Raw genomic sequence first — 25,153 nt, 5'->3', positions numbered from 1 at the left:
GGAGCTGTGCCTACCGCTTTGCTGTGCGTGATCATCCAGCCAATCGTCCGCCCGCGCCCGTGCCCTGGAAGGGAATCCCGCGGATGTCCCCGCCTCCGCCGCCCCTCGGCCGCGCCCGCAAGCGGGACGCCCAGCTCTTCGACCCGGCCCTCTGCGACACCGAACTGGTCGACGTGCGAACCCAGTTCACCCAGGGCCGCTGGGCCAAGGCCCGCTCCCTCCTCGTCGGCACCGGCGACGACTGGGACCGCCGCGGCCACCGCGTCGTCGTGCTCGCCGAGACCCCGGCGGCCACCGCCTGGGCCCGCGAATGGCTGCTCGCCGAACCCGACAGTCCCGACGCCGCCACCCTGCTCGCCTGCGCCGCCGTCTTCTCCGCCCTGCGCCGCAAGGGCACGCCCGAGGCCGCCGAGCAGGCCTGCCGCCGGGCCGCCGCCCTGCTCCCCGCCGACCCCACCCCCTGGCTGGGGCTGCTCATGCTCTCCCGCGCCTTCGGCACCGAGGAGGAGTTCAGCCGCCACTTCGACCAGGTCCGGGCCCGCCACCGCGAGCACCACCACGCCCACCACCTGATGGTCGCCAGGCTGGCCGAGCACACCCCCGGCGCAGGCCACGACCCGCTCCACGAGGTCTACGACTTCGCCGCCTGGGCCGCCGAGGAGTCCCCGGCCGACTCCCCGCTCGCCGTCCTCCCGGTCATCGCCCACGCCGAGCGCTACCGCGTGCTCGCCGCCACCGAGGGCCGCACCCCCGACGGCGCCGCCGCCCACTGGTCGAGCCGCCGCGCCCGCCAGGTGCTGCGCTCCGCCTTCGACTGGTGGCTCGAATGGGAACGCGAGGACCACCCCCGCAACCGGGTCGACCTCAACTTCCTGGCCCACGCCAAGCTCTGCGAGGGCCGCCCGGCCGAGGCCGCCGCCCTCTTCCACCGCATCGGCAGCCACGCCACGCCCGCCCCCTGGTCCTATCCGGACCTCGACCCGCACAAGGCCTTCCTCGCCGCCCGCAGCGCCGCGCTCGGCACGGCCTGACGCACACCCCCGCTCCACAGCACCCCGCTCCGCTCGACCCTCCCCCGAAAGGACACCCCGCCATGGCGACGGGCAGATCCACCACGCTCAGCACCGCGCCCGAGATCCGTACCTACAAGGGCCAGGACCGCGCCCTGCGCGCCGACCGCCTCGGCACCGCCGGCCTGCTGCTCTCCGTACTGGCTGCCAGTGCACCCCTGATGGTGGTCGCCGGCGTGATGCCCACCACCTTCGGTGTCATGGGCGTCGTCGGCCAGCCGCTGCTGTTCGTGATCCTCGGCATCGTCCTCGCGCTCTTCAGCATCGGCTACGCCGAGATGAGCCGGCACGTCCACAACGCCGGCGCCTTCTACGCGTACATCGCCCGCGGCCTCGGCCCCACCGCGGGCGCCGGCGCCTCGCTCGTCGCCCTCGTCGCGTACAGCGCCATGCAGGTCGGCGTCTACGGCATCCTCGGCTTCGAGATCTCCGGCCTCTTCGCCACCTACCTCCACATCGATGTCGCCTGGTGGATACCGGCCCTGGCCGCCGTCGCCGTCACCGGCGCGCTCGGCTGGCTCAAGATCGACCTCAACGCGCGCGTCCTCGGCGTCCTCCTCCTCATCGAGTGCGCCCTCGTCGTCGTCTTCGACATCGCCGCCCTCGGCGACCCCGGCCCCGAAGGCCTCTCGCTGCACGCCTTCAACCCCGAGACCCTCGGCGGCGCCGGACTCGGCACGGCCCTCTGCTTCTGCATCGCCGCCTTCGTCGGCTTCGAGCAGTCCCCGGTCTACGCCGAGGAGACCAGCAAGCCCCACATCGTCGTCTCCCGCGTGATGTTCCTCGCCGTCGGCTTCGTCGCCCTCTTCTTCGCGTTCAGCGCCTGGGCCCTCACCGTCGCCACCGGCCCCTCCGAGGTCGTCAAGACCTCCGCCGAAGCCGGCCCCGGCCTGCTCTTCCAGCTCACCGAGGGCCGCCTCGGCACCACCTTCACCGACGTCCTGCACGTCCTCTTCGTGACCGGCATGTTCGCGGCCATGCTCAGCTTCCACAACGTCGTCGCCCGCTACGCCTTCGCCATGGGCCGCGAGGGCCTGCTCCCGGCCGCCTTCGGCCGGACCAGCGCGGGCACCGGCGCCCCCGCCACCGGCTCCCTCCTGCAGACCGTCATCGCCACCCTCGTCGTCCTCGCCTTCGCCTTCACCGACGACCAGCCCGCCGGCGACCCCACCGCGCCCGTCCTGCACCTGTTCACCTGGATGGGCAGCGTCGGCGCCCTCGGCGTGACCCTTCTCATGGCCGCCGCCTCCTTCGCCGTCATCGCCTTCTTCGTCCGCCGCGGCACCGCCGGCGCCCAGGTCTGGCGGCTCGTCGCGGCCGGCGCCGCCGGAGTCGCCCTGCTCGGCATCGCCGGGTACACGGTGAAGGACTTCGGCGTCCTGGTCGGCGCCGAGGAGGGCTCCGCGCTCAGCTGGCTCCTGCCCGGGATCATCGGCGCCGCCGTCGTGGGCGGACTGCTGTACGGAGTGGTCCTGCGGCGCAGCCGCCCCGAGGTACACGCCCGCATCGGCCTCGGGAACGAGGCCTTCCGCCTCGACCAGGCCGCGGAGGCCGGCCCCCGCGACTGACCCCACCGCCTCGCTTTCGACCTCGTACGAAGCCCCCGGCACCCGTTTCCATGGTCGTCGGGGGCTTCCGCGCGTCGAGGGCGGGTTTTGGCCATGGCCCGGGCTCATGGTCTCCTGTGTCGACAAAACCATCCGACCTCGCACAGGTGACACCACCCGGCTCCCCTGCGCGGCGGCCCGGACCTGCCTGTCCCACCCACGAAGGCGAAGTCCTACATGAGTGACCGCACCTTGACCGAGGCCCCGGCCCCGGCGTCCTCCCGCCACGTCGACGCCGGTGACGAGGGCTACAGCAAGGACCTCAAGTCCCGCCACATCAACATGATCGCGATCGGCGGGGCGATAGGCACCGGCCTGTTCCTCGGCGCCGGCGGCCGGCTCGCCAACGCGGGCCCCTCCCTCGCGATCGCCTACGCGGTGTGCGGCATCTTCGCCTTCTTCGTCGTCCGGGCCCTGGGCGAGCTCGTCCTCTACCGGCCCTCCTCCGGCGCGTTCGTCTCCTACGCGCGCGAGTTCATGGGGGAGAAGGGCGCCTACACGGCCGGCTGGCTGTACTTCCTGAACTGGTCCACGACCACCGTGGCCGACATCACGGCCGCCGCGACCTACGCGCACTTCTGGTCCATGTTCACCAGCGTCCCGCAGTGGGTCCTCGCCCTGATCGCCCTCGCCGTGGTCCTCACCGCGAACCTGATCTCGGTGAAGTACTTCGGCGAGATGGAGTTCTGGTTCTCCCTCGTCAAGGTCGCCGCCCTGGCGATCTTCCTGGTCGTCGCGATCTACCTCGTCGCCACCAGCCACGACATCGGCGGCTACACCCCGGGCCTGTCCACCATCACCGACCACGGCGGCATCTTCCCCTCCGGGGTCCTGCCGATGCTCCTGGTGGTCCAGGGCGTCGTCTTCGCGTACGCCTCCGTCGAGCTGTGCGGCGTCGCCGCGGGCGAGACCGAGAACCCCGAGAAGATCATGCCGAAGGCGATCAACTCGATCATGTGGCGCGTCGGCCTCTTCTACGTCGGCTCCGTCGTCCTGCTCGCGATGCTCCTGCCGTACACCGCGTACTCCGGCGACCAGAGCCCCTTCGTCACCGTCTTCGACAAGCTCGGCATCCCCGGCACCGCCGGCATCATGAACCTGGTCGTCCTGACCGCAGCGCTCTCCAGCCTGAACTCCGGCCTCTACTCCACCGGCCGCATCCTGCGCTCGATGGCCATGTCCGGCTCCGCGCCGAAGTTCACCGCCCGCATGAACAAGGGCAAGGTCCCCTACGGCGGCGTGCTCTTCACCGCCGCCTTCGGCCTCGCCGGCGTCGGCCTGAACTACCTGATGCCGAAGGACGCCTTCGAGCTGGTCCTGAACTTCGCCTCGCTGGGCATCCTCGGCACCTGGGCCATGGTCATGATCTGCTCGCTGTTCTTCTGGCGCCGCGCGCAGGAGGGCAGCCTCGAGCGCCCGTCCTACCGCCTGCCCTGGGCCCCGTACACGCAGATCGTCACGCTGGTGTTCCTGCTCACCGTCCTGGTCCTGATGTGGTGCGACGGCGGCGTCGGCCGCACCACGGTCCTGTGCGTCCCCGTCATCGGGGCGGCCCTCGTCGGCGGCTGGTTCCTGGTCCGCCGCCGCGTGGCGGAGATCGCCGCGAACCGCTGACGCCCTGAACGGCGAAGGACCCCCTGCCGGCCCGGCAGGGGGTCCTTCGCCGTTCTTGCGGGTGCCGTGGGGTCCACGGCCCCGCCGATGGCCCGGATCAGGCCTTCTTCACCACGCTGGACTTCAGCTGCATGGCGCCGAAGCCCTCGATGCGGCAGTCGATGTCATGGCCGTCGACGCCGTCCACGAGGCGGATGTTGCGCACCTTGGTACCGGCCTTGATGCCGGAGGCGCTCCCCTTCACCTTGAGGGCCTTGACGACGGTGACGGTGTCGCCGTCCTGCAGGACGTTGCCGACGGAGTCACGGACGACCCGCTCGCCGGCGGCTTCCGCGTCAGGGGCCGCCTCCTCGGCGGGGACCCACTCGTGGCCGCACTCGGGGCAGACCACGAGCGCGTTCATCTCATAGGTGTACGAACAGGAGCATTTCGGGCAAGGGGGAAGATTGTCGATCACACCCCCAGGGTATCCCCGGGCCCGCGGCCGCCTACCGCCCGGCGGTCTGCCGGCAGATGCCCGTCGGGCGCGAGGGACGGTGGGGTGCGGATCCCGTACTCGCGGCGCAGCACGGAGAGGGCGGCGAGGTAGCCGGACATGCCGTGGACGCTCGGTCCGGGCGGTGTGGAGGCGGAACACAGGTACACGCCCGGCAGGGGCGTGCGGTACGGGTCGATCTGGGGTACCGGGCGCAGGATGCTCTGAGTGAGTGTCATGGCGCCCGATCCGATGTCGCCACCCACGTAGTTCGGGTTGTACGCCTCGTACGCGGCGGCGCTGATGCCCCGCTGGGCGAGCACCGTGTCGGTGAATCCGGGAGCGTAGTGCTCGATGCGGGCGCGCACGATGTCGACCGGGTCGCGCGTGTCGCCGTTGGGCACGTGCGCGTAGGCCCACACCGGGCGCTTGCCGGGCAGACCGCGCCCAGGATCGACCGTCATGGGATCGACCACCAGCACGAAGGGCTCGTCCGTGGGAATGCCCTTCGCGGTGAGGTTCTCCTGGTGGAACATCTCGCGCTGCGTGCCGCCGAGGTGGACCGTCCCCGCCCTGCCGACGTCCGGGTCGCTCCAGGGGATCGGGTCGGAGACGAGAAAGTCGACTTTCGCGGCGCCGGGTCCGTAGCGAAAGCGCGCGAGGCGGCGCGCGTAGCGGTCGGGCAGCTCGTCGCCCGCGATCTGCAGGAAGGTCTTCGGGCTGGTGTCGAGCAGCACCGTTCTTGCGTGTCCGAGCTCCCTCAGGTCCGTGATGCGCCGCCCGGTGTGGATCGTGCCGCCATGAGCCGTGATGTCGCGAGCCATCGCCTGGGCGATCCGGGCGCTGCCACCCCGTGGAATCGGCCAGCCCGTGCCGTGCGCGAGATGTCCCAGCAACAGGGCGACTGCGCCGGAGGCGAGGCTGGGCAGCCTCCCCACGGCATGCGCGGCGACACCGGTCAGCAGCGACCGGGCCCGCTCCGTACGGAACAGGGCGGGCGCGAACAGGCTGCCGTGGGCGAGCACCCTGGGGGCCAGCACGAAGGGAGCGAGGAGGTCGCGGGGGATGCCGCGCTGTCCGGAGAGGATCAGGTCGACGACACCGGTGCTACGGCGGAGCAGCGGCTCCATCGTCGCCCGCCACCGGGCCCCGTCAGGGCCGAGGTGCTCGCAGGTGGTGTCCAGGTCGTGGAAGGCGAGCGCGGCGGGCGAGCGGTCCAGCGGATGGGCGTAGCCGATCTCGGGCTGCAGCAGGTCCACACCGCGCGCTGACAGGTCGAATTCGCGGAAGAAGCGGGAAGCCGCGGCCATCGGATGGACGGCCGCACAGACATCGTGGACCACACCGCCGTCGAAGAGTGCTGTGCTGCGCAGGCCGCCGCCGAAGTCCCGGGCCGCCTCGTAGAGCTCGACGCGCAGTCCGGCGCGGGCCAGGGTCACGGCGGCGGCCAGGCCGTTGGGGCCCGTACCCACCACTGCCGCGTCTGTGTGGTTCATGGATCGTCTCGTGGTTTTCATGACAGCTCGGCTGCGATGACGAGCAGGAACAAGGACAGAAGGCCTGCCGCGTACCGCAGTCCCAGCAGAGCCGCCCTGACGGGCGGCTGATCCTTGCGGTCACCGTCCGCCGGGGGGTATCGCAGGATTCCCCACCAGCAACCCAGTGCGAGGAGGACGACGCCCACGGCCCACAGCCATGGCGGCACGAAGAGCCAGTCTCCGATGCGCCGCGTCAGGCCGAGGAGGGCGATGCCGAAGCCGATGCTCAGGACGGAACGGACGCAGTACGTCCTTCTGGGGAATCCACGGCAGGCCACATGGAGAACCGGACACACGGCTCCGACACAGCACAGCACCGTGAGCAGGGTGCGCGAGGCCTCATGCGTGGGGTACGACCTCTCCGGCGTGAGCCCCAGCAGACGTTGCCCGATGCCGTCGACCGGTTGATCCGTATTGGAGAGGACGACCACGCCTGTGCCGCTGGACCGGTCGAAGCCCATGTAGGAGGTGAACCCGCCCGTTTCGCCGTCGTGCCAGGTGATGTCGCGGCCCTGCAGGCGTGTGGTGTACCAGCCCAGCCCGATGCGTCCCGCAGCGCCGGCATCGAACTGGGGCGTGGCCGCTCCGGCTCCCGGTGCCGTGCCGAGCATCACGGCCCGCATGAGAGCCGCAAGGTCTCCGCTGGTCGACCAGAGGTCTCCGGCGGGTGTGTAGCCCGACGCCAGCCAGTGCTGCATGCCGACACCGTTGGCCTTGTGGCCGACGGCACTGCTCGGCGGAATCTCGCTCTCGGAGCGCACGCTCCGGGTGTGGAGCATCCCCAGCGGCACGAGGAGGTGTTCCTGCAACAGTTCCTCGTAGGGCTTGCCCGTGACGCGCGCGGCCGTCTGGCCCGCGAGCGCCATGCCGAGATTCGAGTACCGGAACCTCCCGGTTCCGCTCGAGGAGGCCTCGCGGCCGGACGTGACGACGTCGTCCGGGGTGGTGCCCCGGTACGGATCCCAGCCCAGGGTCCGCAGCTCCGCAGCGCGCAGAAGCACGTTGAGGTTCGACGGCATCAGGTCGACTCCCGCCCGGTGGGTCGCCAGGTCCGTGAGCGTGGCCGCCCCCAGCGTCGGATCGCTGAAGGGCACATCGGGCAAGAGACTGTCCAGGGGAGCGTCCAGCCGCAGGGCGTGCCGGGCGGCGAGCTCCGACAGGAGCATGCCGGTCACGGGCTTTCCCAGCGAGCCTGCCTCGAACACGGTGGACTGGTCAACGGCAGGGCGCTCGGGGTCGCCCGAGTCGCCCACTCCGGCCAGACGGATCCCGTCACGGCTGATGACGGCCACCGACAGCCCGTAGTACCCCCGGCCGTCGCCGGCGGCCTCGCGTACCTGCGCGGCGAGGACGGCGTCACCGGTCGTCGCGCTGCCCAGAGCCGCCGGACGGGGAGCGAAGAACGTCCCCGCCACCCCGCCCGCCAGCACCGTCAGGCCCAACAAGGCGAAGCCGCGGCGCCCGTGCAGGCGTACGCGCGTGCGCAGCGCACCGCCCGGCCCGCCGTTCCGTGCCGCGCGCGCCGGCTCAGTCGGCATGGGCTGCCGGTCGACGACCACCGAACTTCGCCGCCAACGCTCGTGCACCACCTGCGAGGCGCCGGTAGTGATCGTCGCCCATGATGACCAGTTCCAGAGCGATCATGGTCAGGGAGAACGTGATGAGCCCTGCCATGTGGATGGCGATGCCCAGGTGCAGAAGGACGCCGCAGGCGACGGCGAAGGGCCGCAGCGCACGCTTGAGGAGCAGGAACGAGAAGCCGAGCTGGAAGAACACCGTTCCGTACGTCATCGCCACGACCAGGGTCGCGTGCTCGTAGACGAAGTGATTGACCCCGGGCCAGCCGAACTCGGCCCCCCGGAGGATGTAGTAGAGCGCGGTCCCGTTCTGCCAGCGCTCGCCCTGGACCTTGTACATGCCCGAGACGAGGTAGATCGTGCACACCTGGAGGATGACGGCCAGGAGTCCCGCGTGGTGCAGGAACGATCCGATCCTGTACCGCATCGATCCGGAGGCGGGCGAGGTATTTGCGGACTTCTTCCGTCGGCGTGCCCGGGCGTCGAGCGAGAACCGGGACCCGGAATCGACGAACAGCATGAAGACCAGAACGAGCACGGTCGCATTGTCGCCACCGTCCAGGATCAACGGATTACGCTGCTGAAGTGACCACAGGAATACGTAATGGGCAACGTTCATTGCACGGGTCTTCCACCCCAGCATGAACAACAGGGCGGCTATGACACCGGCGTGGAACACCAGCTGGAACCATGCTTCGGACTTGCTGAGGGCGTACAGGGAGAACGCCTCGCCGTCCCCGTCGATGAAATTCTGCCAGGGCCATATCGCTTCGGGACCCCAGATGAAACTCCGGTTCGTGTAATCCCGCAGATAGAAGTAGATCGCGGTTGCGCCCAAGAGGATTCTGGTGAGAGAGGCTCCGACGAGGGCGTACCGCTTACCGGTGAACTTCTCGAACCAGGCGTAGAACAACGTCTTCGGCCCGGACAGGGCGGAGGCTGATCCGGATCCGGAAGTGGATCCGGATCCGGATCCGGAAGTGGAGTCGGCAGTGGATCCTGCACGCGACTCCTTCGCCGTCATTGCTTCGGTCATTGTCATGACGCGACCTTGATCGGCTTCATCCACGGCAGGTCGTAGTAGGAAATCTTGCCCTTGGCGTCTCGAACGTAACGCTGCGAGAACCTGGGAAATTCGTTGGACACGATGCGCACCTGAACGGATTCGATGCCGGATCCCCACAGTTTTGCCGCGTAGGCGCTGGCGAAAGACTGGGTGTAACGGAGGGCCATCTCCCGGTTATTCTTCTCGTCCTGCGTGATCGGAGGGTCGAGGTCCTTCAGCTTTTCTTCCGTGGCGTCCTTTTCGGACGCCCTCTCCGGCTGGTTCTTCTTCCGGATCTTCTCTAGCTCGGGGTCGTGCCAGGAGTCGAGCTGCTGCGGCACGCTGGTGGCGAGGCGGGACTCCCGCGACGGCCAGAGCCGCTCGTCGTAGAGCTTCTGAAGGCCGGGTGAGGTGGCGTCGGACCACTCCGTGATGACCGTCGCCCCGTCCGGCTGCTGCCTCTTGGCCCTGACCAGCACACCCAGGTCCTTGTCCACGGGATCCGGTGCGAAGAGGTGCCAGTCCTGGCCGAAATACGGCAACATGTAGGAGGAAATCTCCTTGTGGTATTTCTCTTTGACCGGGTTGAACGGCGTGTGGTACATGGCCGTCATGCCGAAGTGGACTGCCAGGGTGAGGGATATTGCGGCACCGGCCGCCATCAATACCCTTCGCCTGGCTCTGCTCCACTGGGCGAGCGGTACTTCTTCGGGTTGGGAGTCTTCCACTGTTCCAGCTGCTTTCCTGGCTGCGCTGCGCCCGGGTGGCGGGCCTGGTCAAGGGCCCGCCACCCGGGACTGATCGTGCGGTGTTGTTGCGGTTAGTCGAAGGCGCGGGAAAGGTCAGACCCGTTCGTCTCCGGAACCGAGGTGGCGCCGCCCCGCCGGAACTGCTTCGCCGTCGGCTTCAGCATTCCCGCGGCCACCTTCTTGCCGCCTTCCCAGGCGGCACTGGCCAGGACACCTGCCCCGATGTTCCTGGCGAACGCCGCGCCGCACTGCGGCGTCATTTCAATTTCCGGGTCGATGACGTTCTCGGCCTTGGTGGAGGCCTCCTGGAAAGCGGCCACAGTGGTCTCGCCTCCCGAACGGGAGGCGGAAGGCGACGCGGACGCGCTCGTCGCGGTAACGGCCGAGGCGCAAACGGCCACGGCGATTCCTGCGATGACGAGCTTCACTGTCTTCATTTTTTGCATCTCTCTTGACCGGGTGCGAATGCACCATGGTTCACCGCCCGTCCTGTGGTTACGGACGGTGATGAACAGTAGCGAGGTGTCACATTACACGAGAAGATGATCTTGAGCAGTGGTGGGCGTCACAAAATGGCGAGAAGATTTCGCAGGGTCTTGCGGAAATAGCTGAAGCTCGGATTCCGATTCCCGGCCCAGCCCTTGTCGTGAATTTGTTGCGCATTAATCTATTCCGCCGCGCGGGCGAGGTCGTCGCCGGCGCGGCCGGTGCGCCGGGAGGTTCCCGGTACCTCGCAGACCACACCGGGCCCGTTCGTGGGTGAGGGCCGGGTGGGGCGCACGGTGTGCCGGTCATGCGGGCGGGCTCGCCTGCCGGACGCTTGGTGACGGGGGTGGGCCCGATCGGCCCCGCCCGCGGGGCGGCCTGATCCGAGATCCCCGGACGGTCGGTCTCGCGGTGCGTCCCGCCGCCGGTCCGGGAAGTGCCTGGCCTCGCGGGTCACGCGGTGGGCTGCGCGGAGTGCCGGCAGGTCCAGGAAAACAGAAAGACCCCAGATGAACTGGGGTCTTCCGCTGGTGTCCGAGGGGGGACTTGAACCCCCACGCCCGATAAAGGGCACTAGCACCTCAAGCTAGCGCGTCTGCCATTCCGCCACCCGGACAAGGTGTCTGTCTCGCGTCCCTCGCGGGCCGTTCCGACGTGGAAAACATTACCAAACATTCCGGGGTCCTCGATCACACCCCCCGACGGCCGGGGATCGCCCTTGGGGAGAGCCGTCCCACGCGCGAGGATGGGGAGGCAGTCGGCACCGATCAGTGGGAGGAAGCAGCGTGAGCGAGTCGAGCGCGGGCAGGACCGTTTCCGGCGAGGACGAGGTCGTCGACCTCTGCCGGGACCTCATCCGGATCGACACCAGCAACTACGGAGACCACTCCGGCCCCGGCGAGCGCAAGGCGGCCGAGTGGGTCGCGGAGAAGCTCGCCGAGGTCGGGCTGGAGCCGCAGATCTTCGAGTCCCACAAGGGGCGCGCCTCGACCGTCGCGCGCATCGAGGGGGAGGACCCGTCGAGGCCGGCACTGCTGATCCACGGGCACACCGACGTCGTGCCGGCGAACGCCGCCGACTGGACCTACGACCCCTTCGCGGGCGAGATCGCCGACGGCTGCGTGTGGGGCCGCGGCGCCGTCGACATGAAGGACATGGACGCGATGACGCTGGCCGTCGTACGCGACCGGCTGCGCAGCGGCCGCAAGCCCCCGCGGGACATCGTCCTGGCCTTCCTCGCCGACGAGGAGGCGGGTGGCGTGTACGGCGCCCGGCACCTCGTGGACAAGCACCCCGGGCTGTTCGAGGGGGTCACCGAGGCGATCGGCGAGGTCGGCGGCTTCTCGTTCACCGTCAACGAGAACCTGCGGCTGTACCTGGTGGAGACCGCCCAGAAGGGCATGCACTGGATGCGGCTCACGGTGGACGGCACCGCGGGACACGGCTCGATGACGAACAACGACAACGCCATCACGGAGCTCTGCGAGGCCGTGGGCCGGCTCGGCCGCCACCAGTGGCCGGTCAGGGTCACCAAGACCGTGCGGTCGTTCCTGGACGAGCTCTCCGACGCGCTCGGCACCCCGCTCGACCCGGACGACATGGACGCGACGCTGGCCAAGCTCGGCGGCATCGCCAAGATGGTCGGCGCGACGCTGCGGAACTCGGCCGCCCCGACCATGCTCGGCGCCGGCTACAAGGTGAACGTCATCCCCGGCCAGGCCACCGCGCACGTCGACGGCCGCTTCCTGCCCGGCTACGAGGACGAGTTCTTCGCCGACCTCGACCGGATCCTCGGCCCGCGCGTGAAGCGGGAGGACGTGCACGGGGACAAGGCCCTCGAGACGGACTTCGACGGGAAGCTCGTCGACGCCATGCAGGGCGCCCTCAAGGCCGAGGACCCGATCGCGCGGGCGGTCCCGTACATGCTGTCGGGCGGCACGGACGCCAAGTCCTTCGACGACCTCGGCATCCGCTGCTTCGGCTTCGCCCCGCTGCAGCTGCCGCCGGAGCTGGACTTCGCCGGGATGTTCCACGGAGTCGACGAGCGGGTGCCGGTGGACGGGCTGAAGTTCGGCGTGCGCGTGCTCGACCGATTCATTGACAACTGCTGAGATTCGGGAAGGTGTGCGTTTTCCACTGAGAAGAGTGAATGCGCTCATACGCTCGTAGCCCTGGTGATGCCTCCTCGTTACAGGTGGTGCGGTCCGCGGCTGGGACCGCATTGCCAACTAGGAGGAACAATGTTCAAGAAGGTTGTCGCCGCTGCGGCTGCCACCGGTGGTCTGGTTCTCGCGGGTGCGGGCCTGGCCCACGCCGACGCGACTGCCCAGGGTGCGGCCATCGGGTCCCCCGGTGTCCTGTCCGGCAACGTCGTCCAGGTCCCGGTTCACATTCCCGTGAACGTCTGCGGCAACACGGTCAACATCGTCGGCCTGCTGAACCCGGCCTTCGGCAACACCTGCGTCAACGCCTGACGCGTCTGAAGTCTTGGGCCCCGGAGCGCATTCCAGCGCTCCGGGGCCGCCGGGCTTCAGGGCCCGGCTGTTCGTACACAGCAGGGGGATGACAACACATGCGACGCAAAGTCCTGATCACCATGGCGGCCGCGGGGGGTGTGCTCGCGCTGGGTGGGGGCTACGCACACGCGGACTCCGGCGCGTCCGGCCATGCCGCGAACTCTCCGGGCGTGCTGTCCGGGAACACCGTCCAGGCACCCGTGGATGTTCCGGTGAACGCCTGCGGCAACACCGTCTCGGTCGTGGGGCTGCTGAACCCGGCCTTCGGGAACCGCTGTTCGAACCACTCGGCCACGCCGGACCACCACACCGGCAATCCGGGACACCCGGGCAATCCCGGTCACCCGGGCGATCCCGGGACCCCCGGCCAGCCCGAGGAGCCGGACGAGCCGTGTGACGAGGACGAGCCGAACCACCCGGGCCACCCGGGTAACCCCGGCACGCCGGGTCACCCCGGACACCCGGGCAACCCCGGGACCCCCGGACACCCGGGCAACCCCGGGACCCCCGGACACCCGGGTACGCCCGGCAATCCCGGCCAGCCCGGCAACCCCGGAACTCCTGGCCAGCCCGGCCAGCCCGGCCAGCCCGGCAACCCCGGAACTCCTGGCCAGCCCGGCCAGCCCGGCAACCCCGGAACTCCTGGCCAGCCCGGCCAGCCCGGCAACCCCGGTAACCCGGGCACGCCCGGCAACCCCGGTCAGCCCGGCACTCCGGGTGCGCCCGGCCGGCCCGGTGGCTCCACCGGCCCCGGCTCCGGCAGTGTCACGCCCGGCACCCACCCCGGCCAGGGGACCGGAACCGGGATCACGCCCGCTCAGCACGCGGGGCTCGCCGCCACCGGCGCAGGAGACGTCCTCGGCGTGGGCCTCCCGCTCGCCGCCGGCACGCTGCTGGCCGGTGCCGTGCTCTACCGGCGCTCCCGCAACGCGGCCTGACGGGCGCCTTCACGACGCGGGCCCCGACCCGGGGCCCGCGTCACCAGGTCGCGCGGACCTGACGGATGATCCGGCGGCGCAGCCGCACACGACGGCTGCCGTCCCGATGCAGGGTGAGCCGGTCGAGTTCCCAGTTCCCGTACTCGGCATGGTCGGTGAGCAGGCGGGTCGCCTCCTTGCGGGGCACACCGCGGGGCACGTACACGTCGACAAATTCGTATTCCGGCATCGCATCTATTGTGCGGGCAGAGCCCTGCTACGGATAGCGTCTGCACTATGTCTGATGCCGCTCTGCCCAGTGTTGCCGAGGTACGCGCCGCCGCCGAGGCGGTCAAGGCCGCGCTCGACCGCCACCTCGCCGCGGTCGAGAGCAGGATCGGGGACGAGGACCCGGCCGTCTACGCCGCTTTCAACGAACTCGCCGCCGCTGCCGAGGAGTACGACGAACTCCTCTACGACCGGTACGACGAGGTCACCCCCTTCGAGATCCCCACGCCCGAGGACGGTGTCCCGTACACCGGGCCGGCCGAGCCCGCGGCCTTCAGCGTGCTCATCCGCCGCGACTACGCCGTCGTCGAACCGCCGAGGCTGATCGCCCAGGCCGAGCGGGTGGCCGCGCACGACCGGGAGGCCGAGCTCGCCTTCGACGGCGGCACGGCAGGTGCGCTGGGCGTGCTCTTCGGGGAGTACGAGCCCGACGAGATCGCCTCCCGCTACAAGGAGTTCGGTCTGGAGGAGGGGGACTCCACGCTCTGGATCGCGGCCTCGGAGGAGGTCGCGGAACCGGGGGAGTGGCTGGGCTCGCCCTTCGGGCACACCGACCCCCAGGACGTACTGCACCGGTTCGACGTCAGCTCCGTCTTCGACGAGGAAGCCGACGATTTCGACGACGAGGAAGACGCGGACGATGCGGAGGAAGCGGGCGGCCAGGCGGCCCAGCCCGGCCTGACACCCGCCTGATCCCGGCCCGCGCACGACAACCGCGGCCCCCGTCCCGGACAGGGCGGGGGCCGCGGTGTCGTATGCGGGGTTACTCCGGCTGGTCCTGCGCCGCGGCCGCGAGGGCGCGCAGGAGGCCGGTCAGCCGCGTCGTGCGCGGCTTCGGCAGCACCTCCGCGACCGCGCGCGGCAGCGCCTGGTCGACGCCGTGCACCACGGACAGGTGCCGCTCCGCCCGCCCGAACGCCGTGTACACCCAGTCCCGGGAGAGGGCCTGGGCCGCGTCACCGGGCAGGACGACGACCACGGCCGGCCAGCGGGCGCCGACGGCCTGGTGCGCCGTCACCGCCCAGCCGTGCCGCACATGCGACTCCACCTGCTCCTTCGGTACGACGATCCGCGCGCCCGCGGCGTCCAGGTGCAGCCCCTGCGCATCGGCCGACACCACCCGGGCCGGCACGGCCCGCCCGGGCGAGGGCACGTGGACGACGCGGTCGCCGGGGTCGAAGCCGCCGAACCGGCCGGGGCCCGGGTTCAGCCGCTCCTTCAGGGCCGCGTTCAGCGCCCGGGTGCCCGCCGAGCCGCCGTGGCCCGGGGTGATCACCTGGACGGCGTCCGCCGGGATCCCGAAGGCGCGCGGCACCGACTCGGCCACCAGCTGCACGGCGCGGTGCACGGCCTCCCCGGCGTCGCGCACCGGGACGATGACGACCTCCCGGCCGGGGGCGTCGACCTGGTTCAGCTCCCCGATCCCGACCCCGGAGACCAGCTCGCCGATCGGGCCCGGGTCGGGGATGCGGGAGACCAGCTGCGGGCAGGCGCGGGCCGCCAGCACATCGCCGAACACCCGCCCGGGCCCGGCGGACCCGAGCACCCCGGGGTCCCCGGACAGCACCAGCCGGGCCCCGTCGGGGACGGACTCGACGAGCGCGGCGGCGGTCTCCACGTCCAGCTGCGGGGCGTCGAGGACCACGAGCAGGTCCAGTGCGAACTGCCCGTCCGCGTCCCGCCCGGGCCCCTCCGTGCCGGCGAGCAGCCCGGACACGGTGACGGCGCCCTGCGCGGGGGTGTGCGCGGCCAGGCAGACGCGCAGGCCCAGGTCGCGGGCGGCCGCCAGCAGGGCCAGCGGCTCGGCGCGGGCGGCTTCGCCGCCGGTGTGGGTGACCAGGCCGTGGCCGGAGACGGCGCGGATCAGGTCGGCGCCGGGGCCGGTGGCCGCGGCCTTCTCCCAGTCCGCCGGGTCGTTGAAGGTGTTGGCCAGCCGCGCCAGGCCGTCGGCCAGGCTCTCCTCGGCGAGCGCGTACCCCTCGAGGCCGACGAGGACGCGTACGGGCTGTTCCTCGCCTTCGGCGACGGGCGGGCCGAGCGGTTCGTGGAAGACGAGGACGGTGCCCTCGCCGATGGCCTGCTCCAGGGACGCGGCGGGATCCGGGACGCCGTACTGGGAGAGGGCGGATTCCAGGGTGGGGGCCTCCAGAGCGGTGTGCCCCTTGAGTGCGGCCTGCTCCAGCAGCCAGCCCACGAGGGCGGCGGCACGCCGCTCGTCACCGGGACCGGCCTCGGGGCCGAGCAGGGCCCGGGCGAAGCCGTCGGCCTGGGTGGGACGGACGCCGGCCACGGCGAGGAGCCGCCAGGGGTCGTGGGCGAGCTGCTCCGCGGCGTCTTCGCCGAGGGCGGTGGCGGCGGGTGCGGCCAGCGCCTCGGGGGCGCCGCCGCGAGCCAGTACCGAGCGCACGCCCTCGATACCGGCGGCGGTGGGGGCCGGGGGAGCGGGACGGGGGGCTGCCGGTTGCGCGGCGGGGGCCGCGGGCTTGCGGGGCGCCGTCGGGGCCTCGTCGAAGTACACCGGGGAGGGCTTCTCCCCGCTCTCCACGGCCCGTACGGCGGCCAGCAGATCGGCGGCCTTCCCGCTGAGCTTGGCTCCGGCGTCGACGGGGCCCTGCCGTTCCGCCTTCCGGCGGGCGATGCGCTCCCGTTCGATCTTCTGCGCGGCCAGCTCCGCCTCGGCCTCGCTGAGCACGGGCGCGGCCTCGCCCTCCGCGGCAGCGGTGCCCGCTTCCGCGGGGCCGCCGTCGGCCCCCGGCTCCGCCGCGGCGTCGTGCTGCGGGTCCCCGGCCGCCGGCCCGGCCTCCGGTCTGCCGGTGCCGCCGTCGGCCGCGGCGGGCGCCTCGGCATCGTCGGGCCCGGCGGCGGGGCCGTGGTCGGCGGACGGTTCGCCGGTGCCCGTCCCTGCGGGGCTTTCCCCCACCCCGCCCCTTCCCGAAACCGGGGGCTGCGCCCCCGGCCCCCCGCCGTCGGCGCCCGGCGCCTGCGCCGCTCCCGCACGCGCGGCTTCGCCGGAGTGGGCCCCGCCTTCGGCCTCCCGCGGCTCCGCCGCAGGGCCGCCGGCCTTGCGCCCGGCTTCTCCGGCGCTCTGCGGCTCTGCCGGTTCCGCGCCCCCGGTGGGCTGCGGTTCTGCCGGTTCCGCGTCGGCGGCGGGCTGCGGGTTTGCCGGTTCCGCGTCGGCGGCGGGCTGCGGGTTCGCCGGTTCTGCGTCGGCGGCGCTCTGCGGTTCTGCCGGGTTCGCGTCGGGGGTGGGCTGCGGTTCTGCCGGTTCTGCGTCGGCGGCGGGCTGCGGTTCTGCCGGGTTCGCGTCGGGGGTGGGCGGGGGGGCCGCGGAAGCGGCTTGCGCGGCTTGGCGGTCCGTGCTCACAGCGTGCTCCAGTCGTGGTCGGGATAGCGGTGCACGGGCGCCGACACATCGTCCAGGGCCCGGCAGATCTCCTCCGGAAGAGTAAGGGGCTCCACCGACAACGCCTCGCTGAGCTGCGCGGACGTCCGCGCGCCCACGATCGGCGCGACCACCCCCGGCCGGTCCCGGATCCACGCCAGGGCCACCTGGAGCGGGGTCACCGCCAGCCCCTGGGCCGCCGTCGCCACCGCGTCCACGATGCCGCCCGCAGTCTCGTCCAGGTACGGGTCCACGAAGCCCGCCATGGTCGGCGAGGCCCCCCGCGAGTCCGCCGGGATGCCGTCCCGGTACTTCCCCGTCAGCACCCCCCGCCCCAGGGGAGAGGAAGGGAGCAGCCCGACGCCCAGGTCCAGCGCCGCCGGCAGGACCTCGCGTTCCACGCCCCGCTGGAGCAGCGAGTACTCCATCTGCGCCGACGCCAGCCGCGTCCGCAGCCCCGGCGCGGCCAGCTGCCACGTCGCCGCCTTCGCCAGCTGCCAGCCGGAGAAGCCCGCCACCCCCGCGTACCGGGCCCGGCCGCTGCTCACCGCCAGGTCCAAGGCCTGGAGGGTTTCCTCCAGCGGGGTCCCCGGGTCGAAGGCATGGACCTGCCAGAGGTCCACGTAGTCGGTGCCCAGGCGGGCCAGTGAGTCGTCCAGCGCCGACAGGAGATGGCCGCGCGAGCCGTTGAACCGGCGGTCCGGGTCCCGTACGGAACCCGACTTCGTCGCGATCACCAGGTCCCGGCGCGGGACCAGCCCGTCGATCAACTGTCCCAGGAGGTACTCCGCCTCACCGCCTCCGTACACGTCGGCGGTGTCGACCAGCGTGCCGCCCGCCTCCCAGAACGTCTTCAACTGCTCGGCAGCGCCCGACTCGTCCGGTCCCTCCGTGGAACGGCCCCAGGTCAGGGTGCCGAGGCCGATCCGGGACACGCGCAGTCCGGTGCGGCCGAGATGCCTCTGCTCCATGACCGCTGAGACTACTGGGGCACTGACGCGGGGAGCCCTGGCGCGCTACAGTCCCCCGCAGACCTACGTTACTGATCGGTAAACCGGTAAGGGGACGACACATGCGGCTCGGCATCAATCTCGGCTACTGGGGCGCTGGCATGGACGCCGACAACCTCGCCGTGGCCCAGGAGGCGGACCGCCTCGGCTACGACGTCTGCTGGGCCGCGGAGGCCTACGGCTCCGACGCCCCGACCGTGCTCGCCTGGGTCGCCGCCCAGACCGAGCGCATCGACGTCGGCTCCGCGATCATGCAGATCCCGGCCCGCCAGCCCGCGATGACCGCCATGACGGCCGCCACCCTCGACTCCCTCACCAAGGGCCGCTTCCGGCTCGGCCTCGGCGTCTCCGGCCCCCAGGTCTCCGAGGGCTGGTACGGCGTCAAGTTCGACAAGCCGCTCGCCCGCACCCGGGAGTACGTGGAGATCGTCCGCAAGGCGATGACCCGCGAGCGCCTCAGCTACGAGGGCGAGCACTGGACGCTGCCGCTGCCCGGCGGCCCCGGCAAGCCGATCAAGCTCACCGTGCACCCGGAGCGCGAGCACATCCCGCTCTACATCGCCGCCATCGGGCCGAAGAACCTGGAGCAGACCGGCGAGATCGCCGACGGCGCCCTGCTCATCTTCCCGGCCGCCGAGCACCTCGAGGCCACCGCGCTCACCCACATCCGGGCGGGCCGCGAGAAGGCCGGGCTGACCATGGAGGGCTTCGACGTCTGCCCGACCGTGCCGCTGGCCGTCGGCGACGACGTGACCGCCCTCGCCGACATGTTCCGCCCGTACACGGCCCTGTACGTCGGCGGCATGGGCAGCCGGAAGCAGAACTTCTACAACCAGCTAGCCCAGCGCATGGGCTATGAGAAGGAAGCCGCCGAGATCCAGGACAAGTACCTGGGGGGCGACAAGACGGGCGCCGCGGAGGCCGTCCCGCACTCGCTGATCGACTCCACGACCCTGCTCGGCTCCGTCGACCGGATCGCGGACGGGATGCGGGCCTACGCCGAGGCCGGGGTCACCACCCTCACGCTCGCCCCGGCCGGGTTCACCCTGGACGAGCGGATCACCGCCCTGCGGGCGGGTACGGAGGCCATGGAGCGCGCCGGCCTGGCATAGGCATCAGGAACAGGGCCTGCGGCCGTGGTGGGGGCTCGGGGGTCTTCCCCGCCACGGCCGACACAGTCAACAACGCGGGCGGCACCCTCCGGGTTACGCCCGCACGCACCCCTTCGCATCGTTCATTCGGCCGATCAGCGCGACCCATCGGTTGCCCGGCCCCCGGATCGGCCGTTGACTCGATGCATGCTCTCTGCCCGCAGCCTGTTCCAGGAGATCGTCGACAACGACGACTCGTTCCAGCTGTTCTGCTCCATCGCCGCCAGCGGGGAGTCCCAGGGCGGCTGGGAGAACGCGAGGATCGCGGCCCTGGTGCCCGACAGCATGCGCGAGCTGGCACCCAAGATCATCCGGCACGGCGCCGACGAGGACAAGCACGGCCGGATCTTCCAGGCCCTGCTCCGCAAGCGCGGCCTGCCGCCCGTCCCCGTGCCGCCCGAGACCGACTACACGATGCTGCTGGAGCGGCGCGGCATCGGCCTCGCGCACGAGAAGCTGCGCCGGGCGGAGCCGCTGACCGAGCGGGACATCGTCGTCTACCTCTCGCACAGCCGGGTCACCGAACAGCGCGCCGCCGACCAGATGGTCATGCTCCTGCGGCAGTTCGGGGACCACCCCGAGGTCGGCAAGGCCATCCGCATGATCAGCCACGACGAGGACAACCACCTCGCCTACTGCCACGAGGAGCTGCTCCGCCTCGCGCGCCAGGGGCACGGCCGGACCATCCAGCAGGTGCTGCGCGAGAGCGCCCTCGCCGAGATCTCCATCTACCGGGACGTGAGCCTCGCCGTCATGGGCCACATGGGCCGGCTGCTGCGCTGGCCCGCGCCCAAGGCGGCCGCGCTGGCCGCCGGGATCCGCGGCCTGTACGCGTACGAGCGGTTCGCCGGCTGGCACCGGATGATCAGCCTGAGCCTGCCGGAGCGGCGCAACGCGCTGGGCGGCGTACCGGTAACCGCGCCCGAGTACGCGTAGGAGGCGCTTGCGCTACAGCCAGCCGCGGGACTTGAACATGCGGTGCAGGCCCAGACAGACGCCCACCATCACCATGAGCACCAGGGGATAGCCCCAGGGCTGCCGCAGCTCCCACATGTGATCGAAGTTCATTCCGTAGATCCCCGCCACCATCGTCGGGACGGCCGCCATCGCCGCCCAGGCCGAGATCTTGCGCATGTCGTCGTTCTGCCGGACGCCCATCTGCGCCAGGTGCGCGGACAGTGCGTCCGACAGCAGCCGGTCCAGGCCCTCGATGTACTCGCTCGCCTTCGTCAGGTGGTCGGCGACGTCGCGGAAGAACGGCTGCGCGTGCTCGTGCACGAAGGGCACGTTCCCGAAGGCGAGGCGGTCCATCGGCTGGAGCAGCGGGCTCGTCGCCCGGCGGAACTCCAGCACCTGCCGCTTGAACCCGTAGATCCGGGCGGCGGTGTTCTTCGTGTCCGTGGCGGTCGGCGCGAAGACGTCCGCCTCCACCTCCTCCAGGTCGGCCTGGAGCTCGGCCGCGACCTCGATGTAGTGGTCGACCACCGCGTCGGACACCGCGTACAGCACCGCCGTCGGACCGTGCCGCAGGACCTCCGGCTCCTGCTCCAGGCGGTGGCGTACGGCGGCCAGCGCAGCCCCCTCGCCGTGCCGGACCGTGACCACGAAGGAGTCGCCGATGAAGAGCATCAGCTCGCCCGCGGTCACCGTGTCGGTGTCGTCGTCGTACGTCACCGGCTTGAGGACGACGAACAGCGAGTCGTCGTACACCTCGAGCTTGGGGCGCTGGTGCGCGGTCAGCGCGTCCTCCACCGCCAGCTTGTGGAGCCGGAACTCGTGGCTGACGTGCTCGAATTCCTCCTCCGTCGGCTCGTACATGCCGATCCAGAGAAAGGCGTCACCGCTCGCCCGCGCCTCGTCGAGGGCGTCCGAGAGGTCCTCGGGCGCAGGCGAACGGCGGCCGTCCCGGTACATGGCGCAGTCGACAATCACGAGGGGCATTCTCCCCTGCCCGCGCCCGGCCCGCACCCGAGGGGCACCGCGCCCCGCTGCTTCCGCCCTTAGGCTTTGCGTCATGGCCACGCTGATCCTGGTACGACACGGGCGGTCCACCGCCAACACCGCAGGGCTGCTCGCCGGATGGACCCCGGGAGTGGCCCTCGACGAGCGCGGCACCGAGCAGGCGGCGGCGCTGCCCGGGCGGCTCGCCGCGGTGCCGCTCGCCGCAGCCGTCAGCAGCCCGCTGCAGCGCTGCCGGGAGACCCTCGCCCCGCTGCTGGCCGCACGCCCGGAGCTGGAGCTGCAGACCGACGACCGGATCGGCGAATGCCACTACGGCGACTGGTCGAACCGCAAGCTCTCGGAGCTCAACGACGAACCGCTGATGAAGATCGTCCAGCAGCACCCCTCGGCCGCAGCCTTCCCGGGCGGGGAGTCCATGCGCGCCATGCAGGCGCGCGCCGTGGACGCCGTACGGGAGTGGAACGCGCGGATCGAGGAGGAGCACGGGAGCGACGCCGTCTTCCTCATGTGCTCGCACGGCGACGTCATCAAGTCCCTTGTCGCGGACGCCCTGGGCATGCACCTGGACCTCTTCCAGCGCATCCACGTGGACCCCTGCTCGGTGACGGCCGTCCGCTACACGCCGACACGCCCGTTCCTGCTCCGGCTCGGCGACACCGGGGACTTCGGCTCGCTCGCGCCGCGCCCGGCCCGTGCACCGGACGCGGCCGCGGCGGAAACGGAGACCTTCGAAAGCGCGACCGAAGACGGCGGGAACGCCGTCGTGGGCGGCGGCGCGGGCGCGGCGTGATCGAACGGCGCAGTAGGGTGGACTGGCCCAAATAAACGAGCACGGCGGGGCGAGCACGGCTCCGCGAGCACAGCCACAAGAGCAGCCACACGCGCGCAGCCATGCCCCTGCCGCCGAGACTTGGAGACTGGACGTGCCCCGTCAGGTGTTCCTCTACGATCCGCCGGACCGCTTCGTGGCCGGCACGGTCGGCCTTCCGGGACGCCGTACGTTCTTCCTGCAGGCCTCGTCCGGCCCCCGCGTCACCAGCGTCTCCCTGGAGAAGACCCAGGTCGCGGCGCTGGCCGAGCGGATGGACGAGCTGCTGGACGAGGTCGTACGGCGCACCGGGGGCAATGCCCCGGTCCCGGCCGTCGCCCCCGCCGAGGCCACCGACACCGCGCCGCTGGACGTCCCGGTCGACGAGGAGTTCCGCGTCGGCACCATGGCCCTGGCCTGGGACGGCGAGGAACAGCGGATGATCGTCGAGGCGCAGGCTCTGGTGGAACTCGACGCCGACTCGGAGGAGGATCTCGCCGAGGCGGAGGAGCGGCTGCTCCAGGACGAGGAGAACGGCCCGCCGATGCTGCGGGTCCGCCTCACCGGCGCCCAGGCCCGGGCCTTCGCCAAGCGGGCCCTGGACGTGGTCAACGCCGGCCGGCCGCCGTGCCCGCTGTGCAGCCTGCCGCTGGATCCCGAGGGCCACGTGTGCCCGCGCCAGAACGGCTACCGGCGCCAGGCGTGACCGCCACGGGGGAACTTGAGGAGCTGCTCGCCAAGGGCGAGCTCACCGTCGTCGGCCGGATCCGCGAGGCGTCCAACGCCGTGCTGCTGTGCACGGTGGCGTACGGGGGCGCCAGCGCCGACTGCGTGTACAAGCCGGTCAAGGGGGAGCGCCCGCTCTGGGACTTCCCCGACGGGAACCTCGCGCAGCGGGAGGTCGCCGCCTACCTGGTCTCCGAGGCCACGGGATGGGGCCTGGTGCCGCCGACCGTGCTGCGCGACGGGCCGTACGGCGAAGGCATGGTCCAGCAGTGGATCGAGTCCGCGCCCGCCGAGGAGGTGCCGGGAGATCCCGAGGAGTCGGACGAGAGCGGTCTGCTGGCCCTCGTCGAGGGCGAGGAGGCGGGGGAGGGCTGGAAGCCGGTCGCCCTCGCCGATGTCGGGGAGGGCCGCACCGCGCTGCTCGTGCACGCCGACGACCCGCGGCTGCGCCGGCTCGCCGTCCTCGACGCCGTGATCAACAACGGCGACCGCAAGGGCGGCCACCTGCTGCCCGCGCCCGACGGGCGGCTCTACGGCATCGACCACGGGGTGACCTTCCACCGCGAGGACAAGCTGCGGACCCTGCTGTGGGGCTGGGCGGGCGAACCGCTGACCGACGAGGCGCGCGAGGTGCTGGCCTCCCTGGCCGCCCGGCTGGCCGACGGGGAGGCGCTCGCCACCCGGCTGGCCGAACTGATCACACCGGTCGAGCTGGCCGCCGTACGGGCCCGGGTGGCCCATCTGCTGCGCACCGGGGTGCATCCGCAGCCGTCGGGGCAGTGGCCCGCCATCCCCTGGCCGCCGGTCTGAACCGGACGGGCCGGGCACGCACAGAATCAGCCAGACCGCAAGAGTGCTGATCAAGCCAACAGTGCAGGTCCGGTTCGTTTTCGGAACACGCGTCCGGTTAGGCTCGAGACATGCATGCCTGGCCCGCTTCTGAGGTCCCCGCCCTGCCTGGCAAGGGCCGCGACCTCCAGATCCACGACACCGCGACCCAGGGGACGATCACCCTCGCCCCCGGTCCCGTCGCCCGTATCTACGTCTGCGGCATCACTCCGTACGACGCGACCCACATCGGTCACGCGGCGACCTACAACGCGTTCGACCTCGTGCAACGCGTGTGGCTCGACACCAAGCGGCAGGTCCACTACGTCCAGAACGTGACGGACGTAGACGATCCGCTGCTGGAGCGGGCGCTGCGCGACAACCTGGACTGGACCGAGCTCGCGGAGCGCGAGACGGCTCTCTTCCGCGAGGACATGACCGCCCTGCGGATGCTGCCCCCGCAGCAGTACATCGGCGCCGTCGAGGCCATACCGGGCATCGTGCCGCTGGTGGAGCGGCTGCGGGACGCCGGAGCGGCGTACGAGCTGGACGGCGACATCTACTTCTCGGTCGAGTCCGACGCCAACTTCGGCAAGGTCTCCCGCCTGGACGCCGAGGCGATGCGGCTGCTGTCCGCGGAGCGCGGCGGCGACCCGGAGCGCCCGGGGAAGAAGAACCCGCTGGACCCGATGCTGTGGATGGCGGCGCGTCCGGGCGAGCCGAGCTGGGAAGGCGCCTCCCTGGGCCGCGGCCGGCCCGGCTGGCACATCGAGTGCGTCGCCATCGCCCTGGACCACCTGGGCATGGGCTTCGACATCCAGGGCGGCGGCTCCGACCTGGCGTTCCCGCACCACGAGATGGGCGCCTCGCACGCGCAGGTGCTGACGGGCGAGTTCCCGATGGCCAAGGCGTACGTGCACGCGGGCATGGTCGCGCTGCACGGCGAGAAGATGTCGAAGTCGAAGGGCAACCTGGTCTTCGTCTCCGCGCTGCGGCGCGCCGGGGTGGACCCGGCGGCGATCCGCCTCGCCCTGCTCTCGCACCACTACCGGGCCGACTGGGAGTGGACGGACGAGGTCCTCGACCAGGCGGTGGCGCGTCTGGAGCGCTGGCGCGCGGCCGTGTCCCGGCCGGACGGCATCGCGGCGGACGCGGTGCTCGAGGAGGTCCGCGAGGCCCTGGCGAACGACCTGGACGCCCCTGCGGCGCTGGCGGCCGTGGACCGCTGGGTGGAGCTCCAGAACGCCACCGACGGCGACGACGAGTCGGCCCCCGGCCTGGTCTCCCGCACCGTGGACGCCCTCCTGGGCGTGGCCCTGTAGCCACCCCCGCAGCCCTGCTGCCGATGCCCCCCCGGCCACCCGGCCCGGGGGCATCGCCCTTTCCGCGGCCGGACGGTGCTGC

23 protein-coding genes and 1 tRNA gene are annotated in these 25,153 nt (G+C 71.5%); 13 read left to right on the top strand and 11 right to left on the bottom strand.

The window, feature by feature from the left end; translation table 11 throughout:
- The first annotated feature begins 83 nt into the window (after positions 1 to 83).
- From ACZ5WG_RS33865 to ACZ5WG_RS33855, 3 genes are all read left to right on the top strand, one after another.
- Positions 84 to 1,031 (top strand): hypothetical protein, encoded by a 948-nt coding sequence (locus ACZ5WG_RS33865; protein WP_468728227.1) that lies wholly within the window; start codon positions 84 to 86, stop codon positions 1,029 to 1,031.
- 62 nt (positions 1,032 to 1,093) lie between these two features.
- A complete protein-coding gene (locus ACZ5WG_RS33860) occupies positions 1,094 to 2,638 on the top strand; it encodes an APC family permease (protein ID WP_468728226.1) in 1,545 nt (514 codons plus the stop codon).
- A gap of 216 nt (positions 2,639 to 2,854) precedes the next feature.
- Positions 2,855 to 4,291 (top strand): amino acid permease, encoded by a 1,437-nt coding sequence (locus tag ACZ5WG_RS33855; RefSeq protein WP_468728225.1) that lies wholly within the window; start codon positions 2,855 to 2,857, stop codon positions 4,289 to 4,291.
- A 97-nt stretch (positions 4,292 to 4,388) separates the two neighbouring features.
- Here ACZ5WG_RS33855 and ACZ5WG_RS33850 read toward each other — a convergent pair whose 3' ends face one another.
- The 7 genes from ACZ5WG_RS33850 to ACZ5WG_RS33820 form a co-directional block, all read right to left on the bottom strand.
- Positions 4,389 to 4,748: a zinc ribbon domain-containing protein YjdM gene (locus tag ACZ5WG_RS33850; protein WP_468728223.1), complete on the bottom strand. Its 360-nt coding sequence runs from the start codon at positions 4,746 to 4,748 to the stop codon at positions 4,389 to 4,391.
- Positions 4,745 to 6,262, bottom strand: coding sequence for a phytoene desaturase family protein (locus ACZ5WG_RS33845; protein ID WP_468728222.1), 1,518 nt, complete (start codon positions 6,260 to 6,262; stop codon positions 4,745 to 4,747). The genes ACZ5WG_RS33850 and ACZ5WG_RS33845 overlap by 4 nt, the downstream gene beginning before the upstream one ends.
- A 17-nt stretch (positions 6,263 to 6,279) precedes the next feature.
- A complete protein-coding gene (locus tag ACZ5WG_RS33840; protein ID WP_468728221.1) occupies positions 6,280 to 7,842 on the bottom strand; it encodes a serine hydrolase domain-containing protein in 1,563 nt (520 codons plus the stop codon).
- Positions 7,832 to 8,950 carry an HTTM domain-containing protein gene (locus ACZ5WG_RS33835; protein ID WP_468728220.1) on the bottom strand — a complete coding sequence of 373 codons (1,119 nt, stop codon included), beginning with the start codon at positions 8,948 to 8,950 and terminating at the stop codon, positions 7,832 to 7,834. Before ACZ5WG_RS33835 ends, ACZ5WG_RS33840 begins: the two co-directional genes overlap by 11 nt.
- Positions 8,920 to 9,654: a DUF5819 family protein gene (locus ACZ5WG_RS33830; RefSeq protein ID WP_468728219.1), complete on the bottom strand. Its 735-nt coding sequence runs from the start codon at positions 9,652 to 9,654 to the stop codon at positions 8,920 to 8,922. Before ACZ5WG_RS33830 ends, ACZ5WG_RS33835 begins: the two co-directional genes overlap by 31 nt.
- Positions 9,655 to 9,746: 92 nt before the next feature.
- Complete coding sequence (locus tag ACZ5WG_RS33825; protein ID WP_468728218.1) at positions 9,747 to 10,112, bottom strand: hypothetical protein; 366 nt, start codon at positions 10,110 to 10,112, stop codon at positions 9,747 to 9,749.
- 577 nt (positions 10,113 to 10,689) lie between these two features.
- Positions 10,690 to 10,777: transfer RNA gene (locus ACZ5WG_RS33820), tRNA-Leu, on the bottom strand.
- A 169-nt stretch (positions 10,778 to 10,946) separates the two neighbouring features.
- Here ACZ5WG_RS33820 and ACZ5WG_RS33815 point away from each other — a divergent pair.
- The 3 genes from ACZ5WG_RS33815 (at position 10,947) to ACZ5WG_RS33805 (ending at position 13,615) form a co-directional block, all read left to right on the top strand.
- Complete coding sequence (locus ACZ5WG_RS33815) at positions 10,947 to 12,272, top strand: M20/M25/M40 family metallo-hydrolase (protein WP_030294289.1); 1,326 nt, start codon at positions 10,947 to 10,949, stop codon at positions 12,270 to 12,272.
- A 129-nt stretch (positions 12,273 to 12,401) separates the two neighbouring features.
- Positions 12,402 to 12,635, top strand: a complete 234-nt coding sequence (locus ACZ5WG_RS33810) for a chaplin (protein WP_468728216.1) — start codon at positions 12,402 to 12,404, stop codon at positions 12,633 to 12,635.
- Positions 12,636 to 12,733: 98 nt separating this feature from the next.
- Positions 12,734 to 13,615: a chaplin gene (locus tag ACZ5WG_RS33805; protein WP_468728215.1), complete on the top strand. Its 882-nt coding sequence runs from the start codon at positions 12,734 to 12,736 to the stop codon at positions 13,613 to 13,615.
- Between the two features lie 40 nt (positions 13,616 to 13,655).
- Here the strand turns inward: ACZ5WG_RS33805 and ACZ5WG_RS33800 are convergent, their stop codons facing one another.
- A complete protein-coding gene (locus ACZ5WG_RS33800) occupies positions 13,656 to 13,844 on the bottom strand; it encodes a DUF5703 family protein (RefSeq protein WP_031146791.1) in 189 nt (62 codons plus the stop codon).
- A 47-nt stretch (positions 13,845 to 13,891) separates the two neighbouring features.
- Between ACZ5WG_RS33800 and ACZ5WG_RS33795 the strand changes: the two genes are divergently transcribed.
- Positions 13,892 to 14,575, top strand: a complete 684-nt coding sequence (locus ACZ5WG_RS33795; protein ID WP_468728214.1) for a hypothetical protein — start codon at positions 13,892 to 13,894, stop codon at positions 14,573 to 14,575.
- A 70-nt stretch (positions 14,576 to 14,645) separates the two neighbouring features.
- Here ACZ5WG_RS33795 and ACZ5WG_RS33790 read toward each other — a convergent pair whose 3' ends face one another.
- Positions 14,646 to 16,802: a helix-hairpin-helix domain-containing protein gene (locus tag ACZ5WG_RS33790; RefSeq protein WP_468728364.1), complete on the bottom strand. Its 2,157-nt coding sequence runs from the start codon at positions 16,800 to 16,802 to the stop codon at positions 14,646 to 14,648.
- Between the two features lie 440 nt (positions 16,803 to 17,242).
- On the bottom strand, positions 17,243 to 18,235 hold the full coding sequence (locus ACZ5WG_RS33785; protein WP_468728213.1) for an aldo/keto reductase: 993 nt from the start codon (positions 18,233 to 18,235) through the stop codon (positions 17,243 to 17,245).
- A 101-nt stretch (positions 18,236 to 18,336) separates the two neighbouring features.
- On the opposite strand from ACZ5WG_RS33785, the gene ACZ5WG_RS33780 reads away from it, so the two are divergent.
- Positions 18,337 to 19,386: an LLM class F420-dependent oxidoreductase gene (locus ACZ5WG_RS33780; RefSeq protein ID WP_468728211.1), complete on the top strand. Its 1,050-nt coding sequence runs from the start codon at positions 18,337 to 18,339 to the stop codon at positions 19,384 to 19,386.
- Positions 19,387 to 19,572: 186 nt separating this feature from the next.
- Positions 19,573 to 20,361 carry a ferritin-like domain-containing protein gene (locus ACZ5WG_RS33775; RefSeq protein WP_468728210.1) on the top strand — a complete coding sequence of 263 codons (789 nt, stop codon included), beginning with the start codon at positions 19,573 to 19,575 and terminating at the stop codon, positions 20,359 to 20,361.
- A 12-nt stretch (positions 20,362 to 20,373) separates the two neighbouring features.
- Here the strand turns inward: ACZ5WG_RS33775 and ACZ5WG_RS33770 are convergent, their stop codons facing one another.
- Positions 20,374 to 21,366 carry a magnesium and cobalt transport protein CorA gene (locus tag ACZ5WG_RS33770; RefSeq protein WP_468728209.1) on the bottom strand — a complete coding sequence of 331 codons (993 nt, stop codon included), beginning with the start codon at positions 21,364 to 21,366 and terminating at the stop codon, positions 20,374 to 20,376.
- A 73-nt stretch (positions 21,367 to 21,439) separates the two neighbouring features.
- On the opposite strand from ACZ5WG_RS33770, the gene ACZ5WG_RS33765 reads away from it, so the two are divergent.
- The 4 genes from ACZ5WG_RS33765 to mshC all read left to right on the top strand — a co-directional run bounded on the left by ACZ5WG_RS33765 (position 21,440) and on the right by mshC (position 25,071).
- Positions 21,440 to 22,177: a histidine phosphatase family protein gene (locus tag ACZ5WG_RS33765; protein WP_468728207.1), complete on the top strand. Its 738-nt coding sequence runs from the start codon at positions 21,440 to 21,442 to the stop codon at positions 22,175 to 22,177.
- Between the two features lie 133 nt (positions 22,178 to 22,310).
- Positions 22,311 to 22,901 (top strand): DUF3090 domain-containing protein, encoded by a 591-nt coding sequence (locus ACZ5WG_RS33760; RefSeq protein WP_266668591.1) that lies wholly within the window; start codon positions 22,311 to 22,313, stop codon positions 22,899 to 22,901.
- On the top strand, positions 22,865 to 23,731 hold the full coding sequence (locus ACZ5WG_RS33755; RefSeq protein WP_468728206.1) for an SCO1664 family protein: 867 nt from the start codon (positions 22,865 to 22,867) through the stop codon (positions 23,729 to 23,731). Before ACZ5WG_RS33760 ends, ACZ5WG_RS33755 begins: the two co-directional genes overlap by 37 nt.
- A 110-nt stretch (positions 23,732 to 23,841) precedes the next feature.
- Complete coding sequence (mshC, locus tag ACZ5WG_RS33750; RefSeq protein WP_468728205.1) at positions 23,842 to 25,071, top strand: cysteine--1-D-myo-inosityl 2-amino-2-deoxy-alpha-D-glucopyranoside ligase; 1,230 nt, start codon at positions 23,842 to 23,844, stop codon at positions 25,069 to 25,071.
- Positions 25,072 to 25,153: the final 82 nt, after the last annotated feature.

This window comes from Streptomyces sp. NPDC032745 (assembly GCF_055579465.1).
Note: the sequence above shows the minus strand (reverse complement) of the source record. Positions and strands in the feature narration are given on the sequence as shown.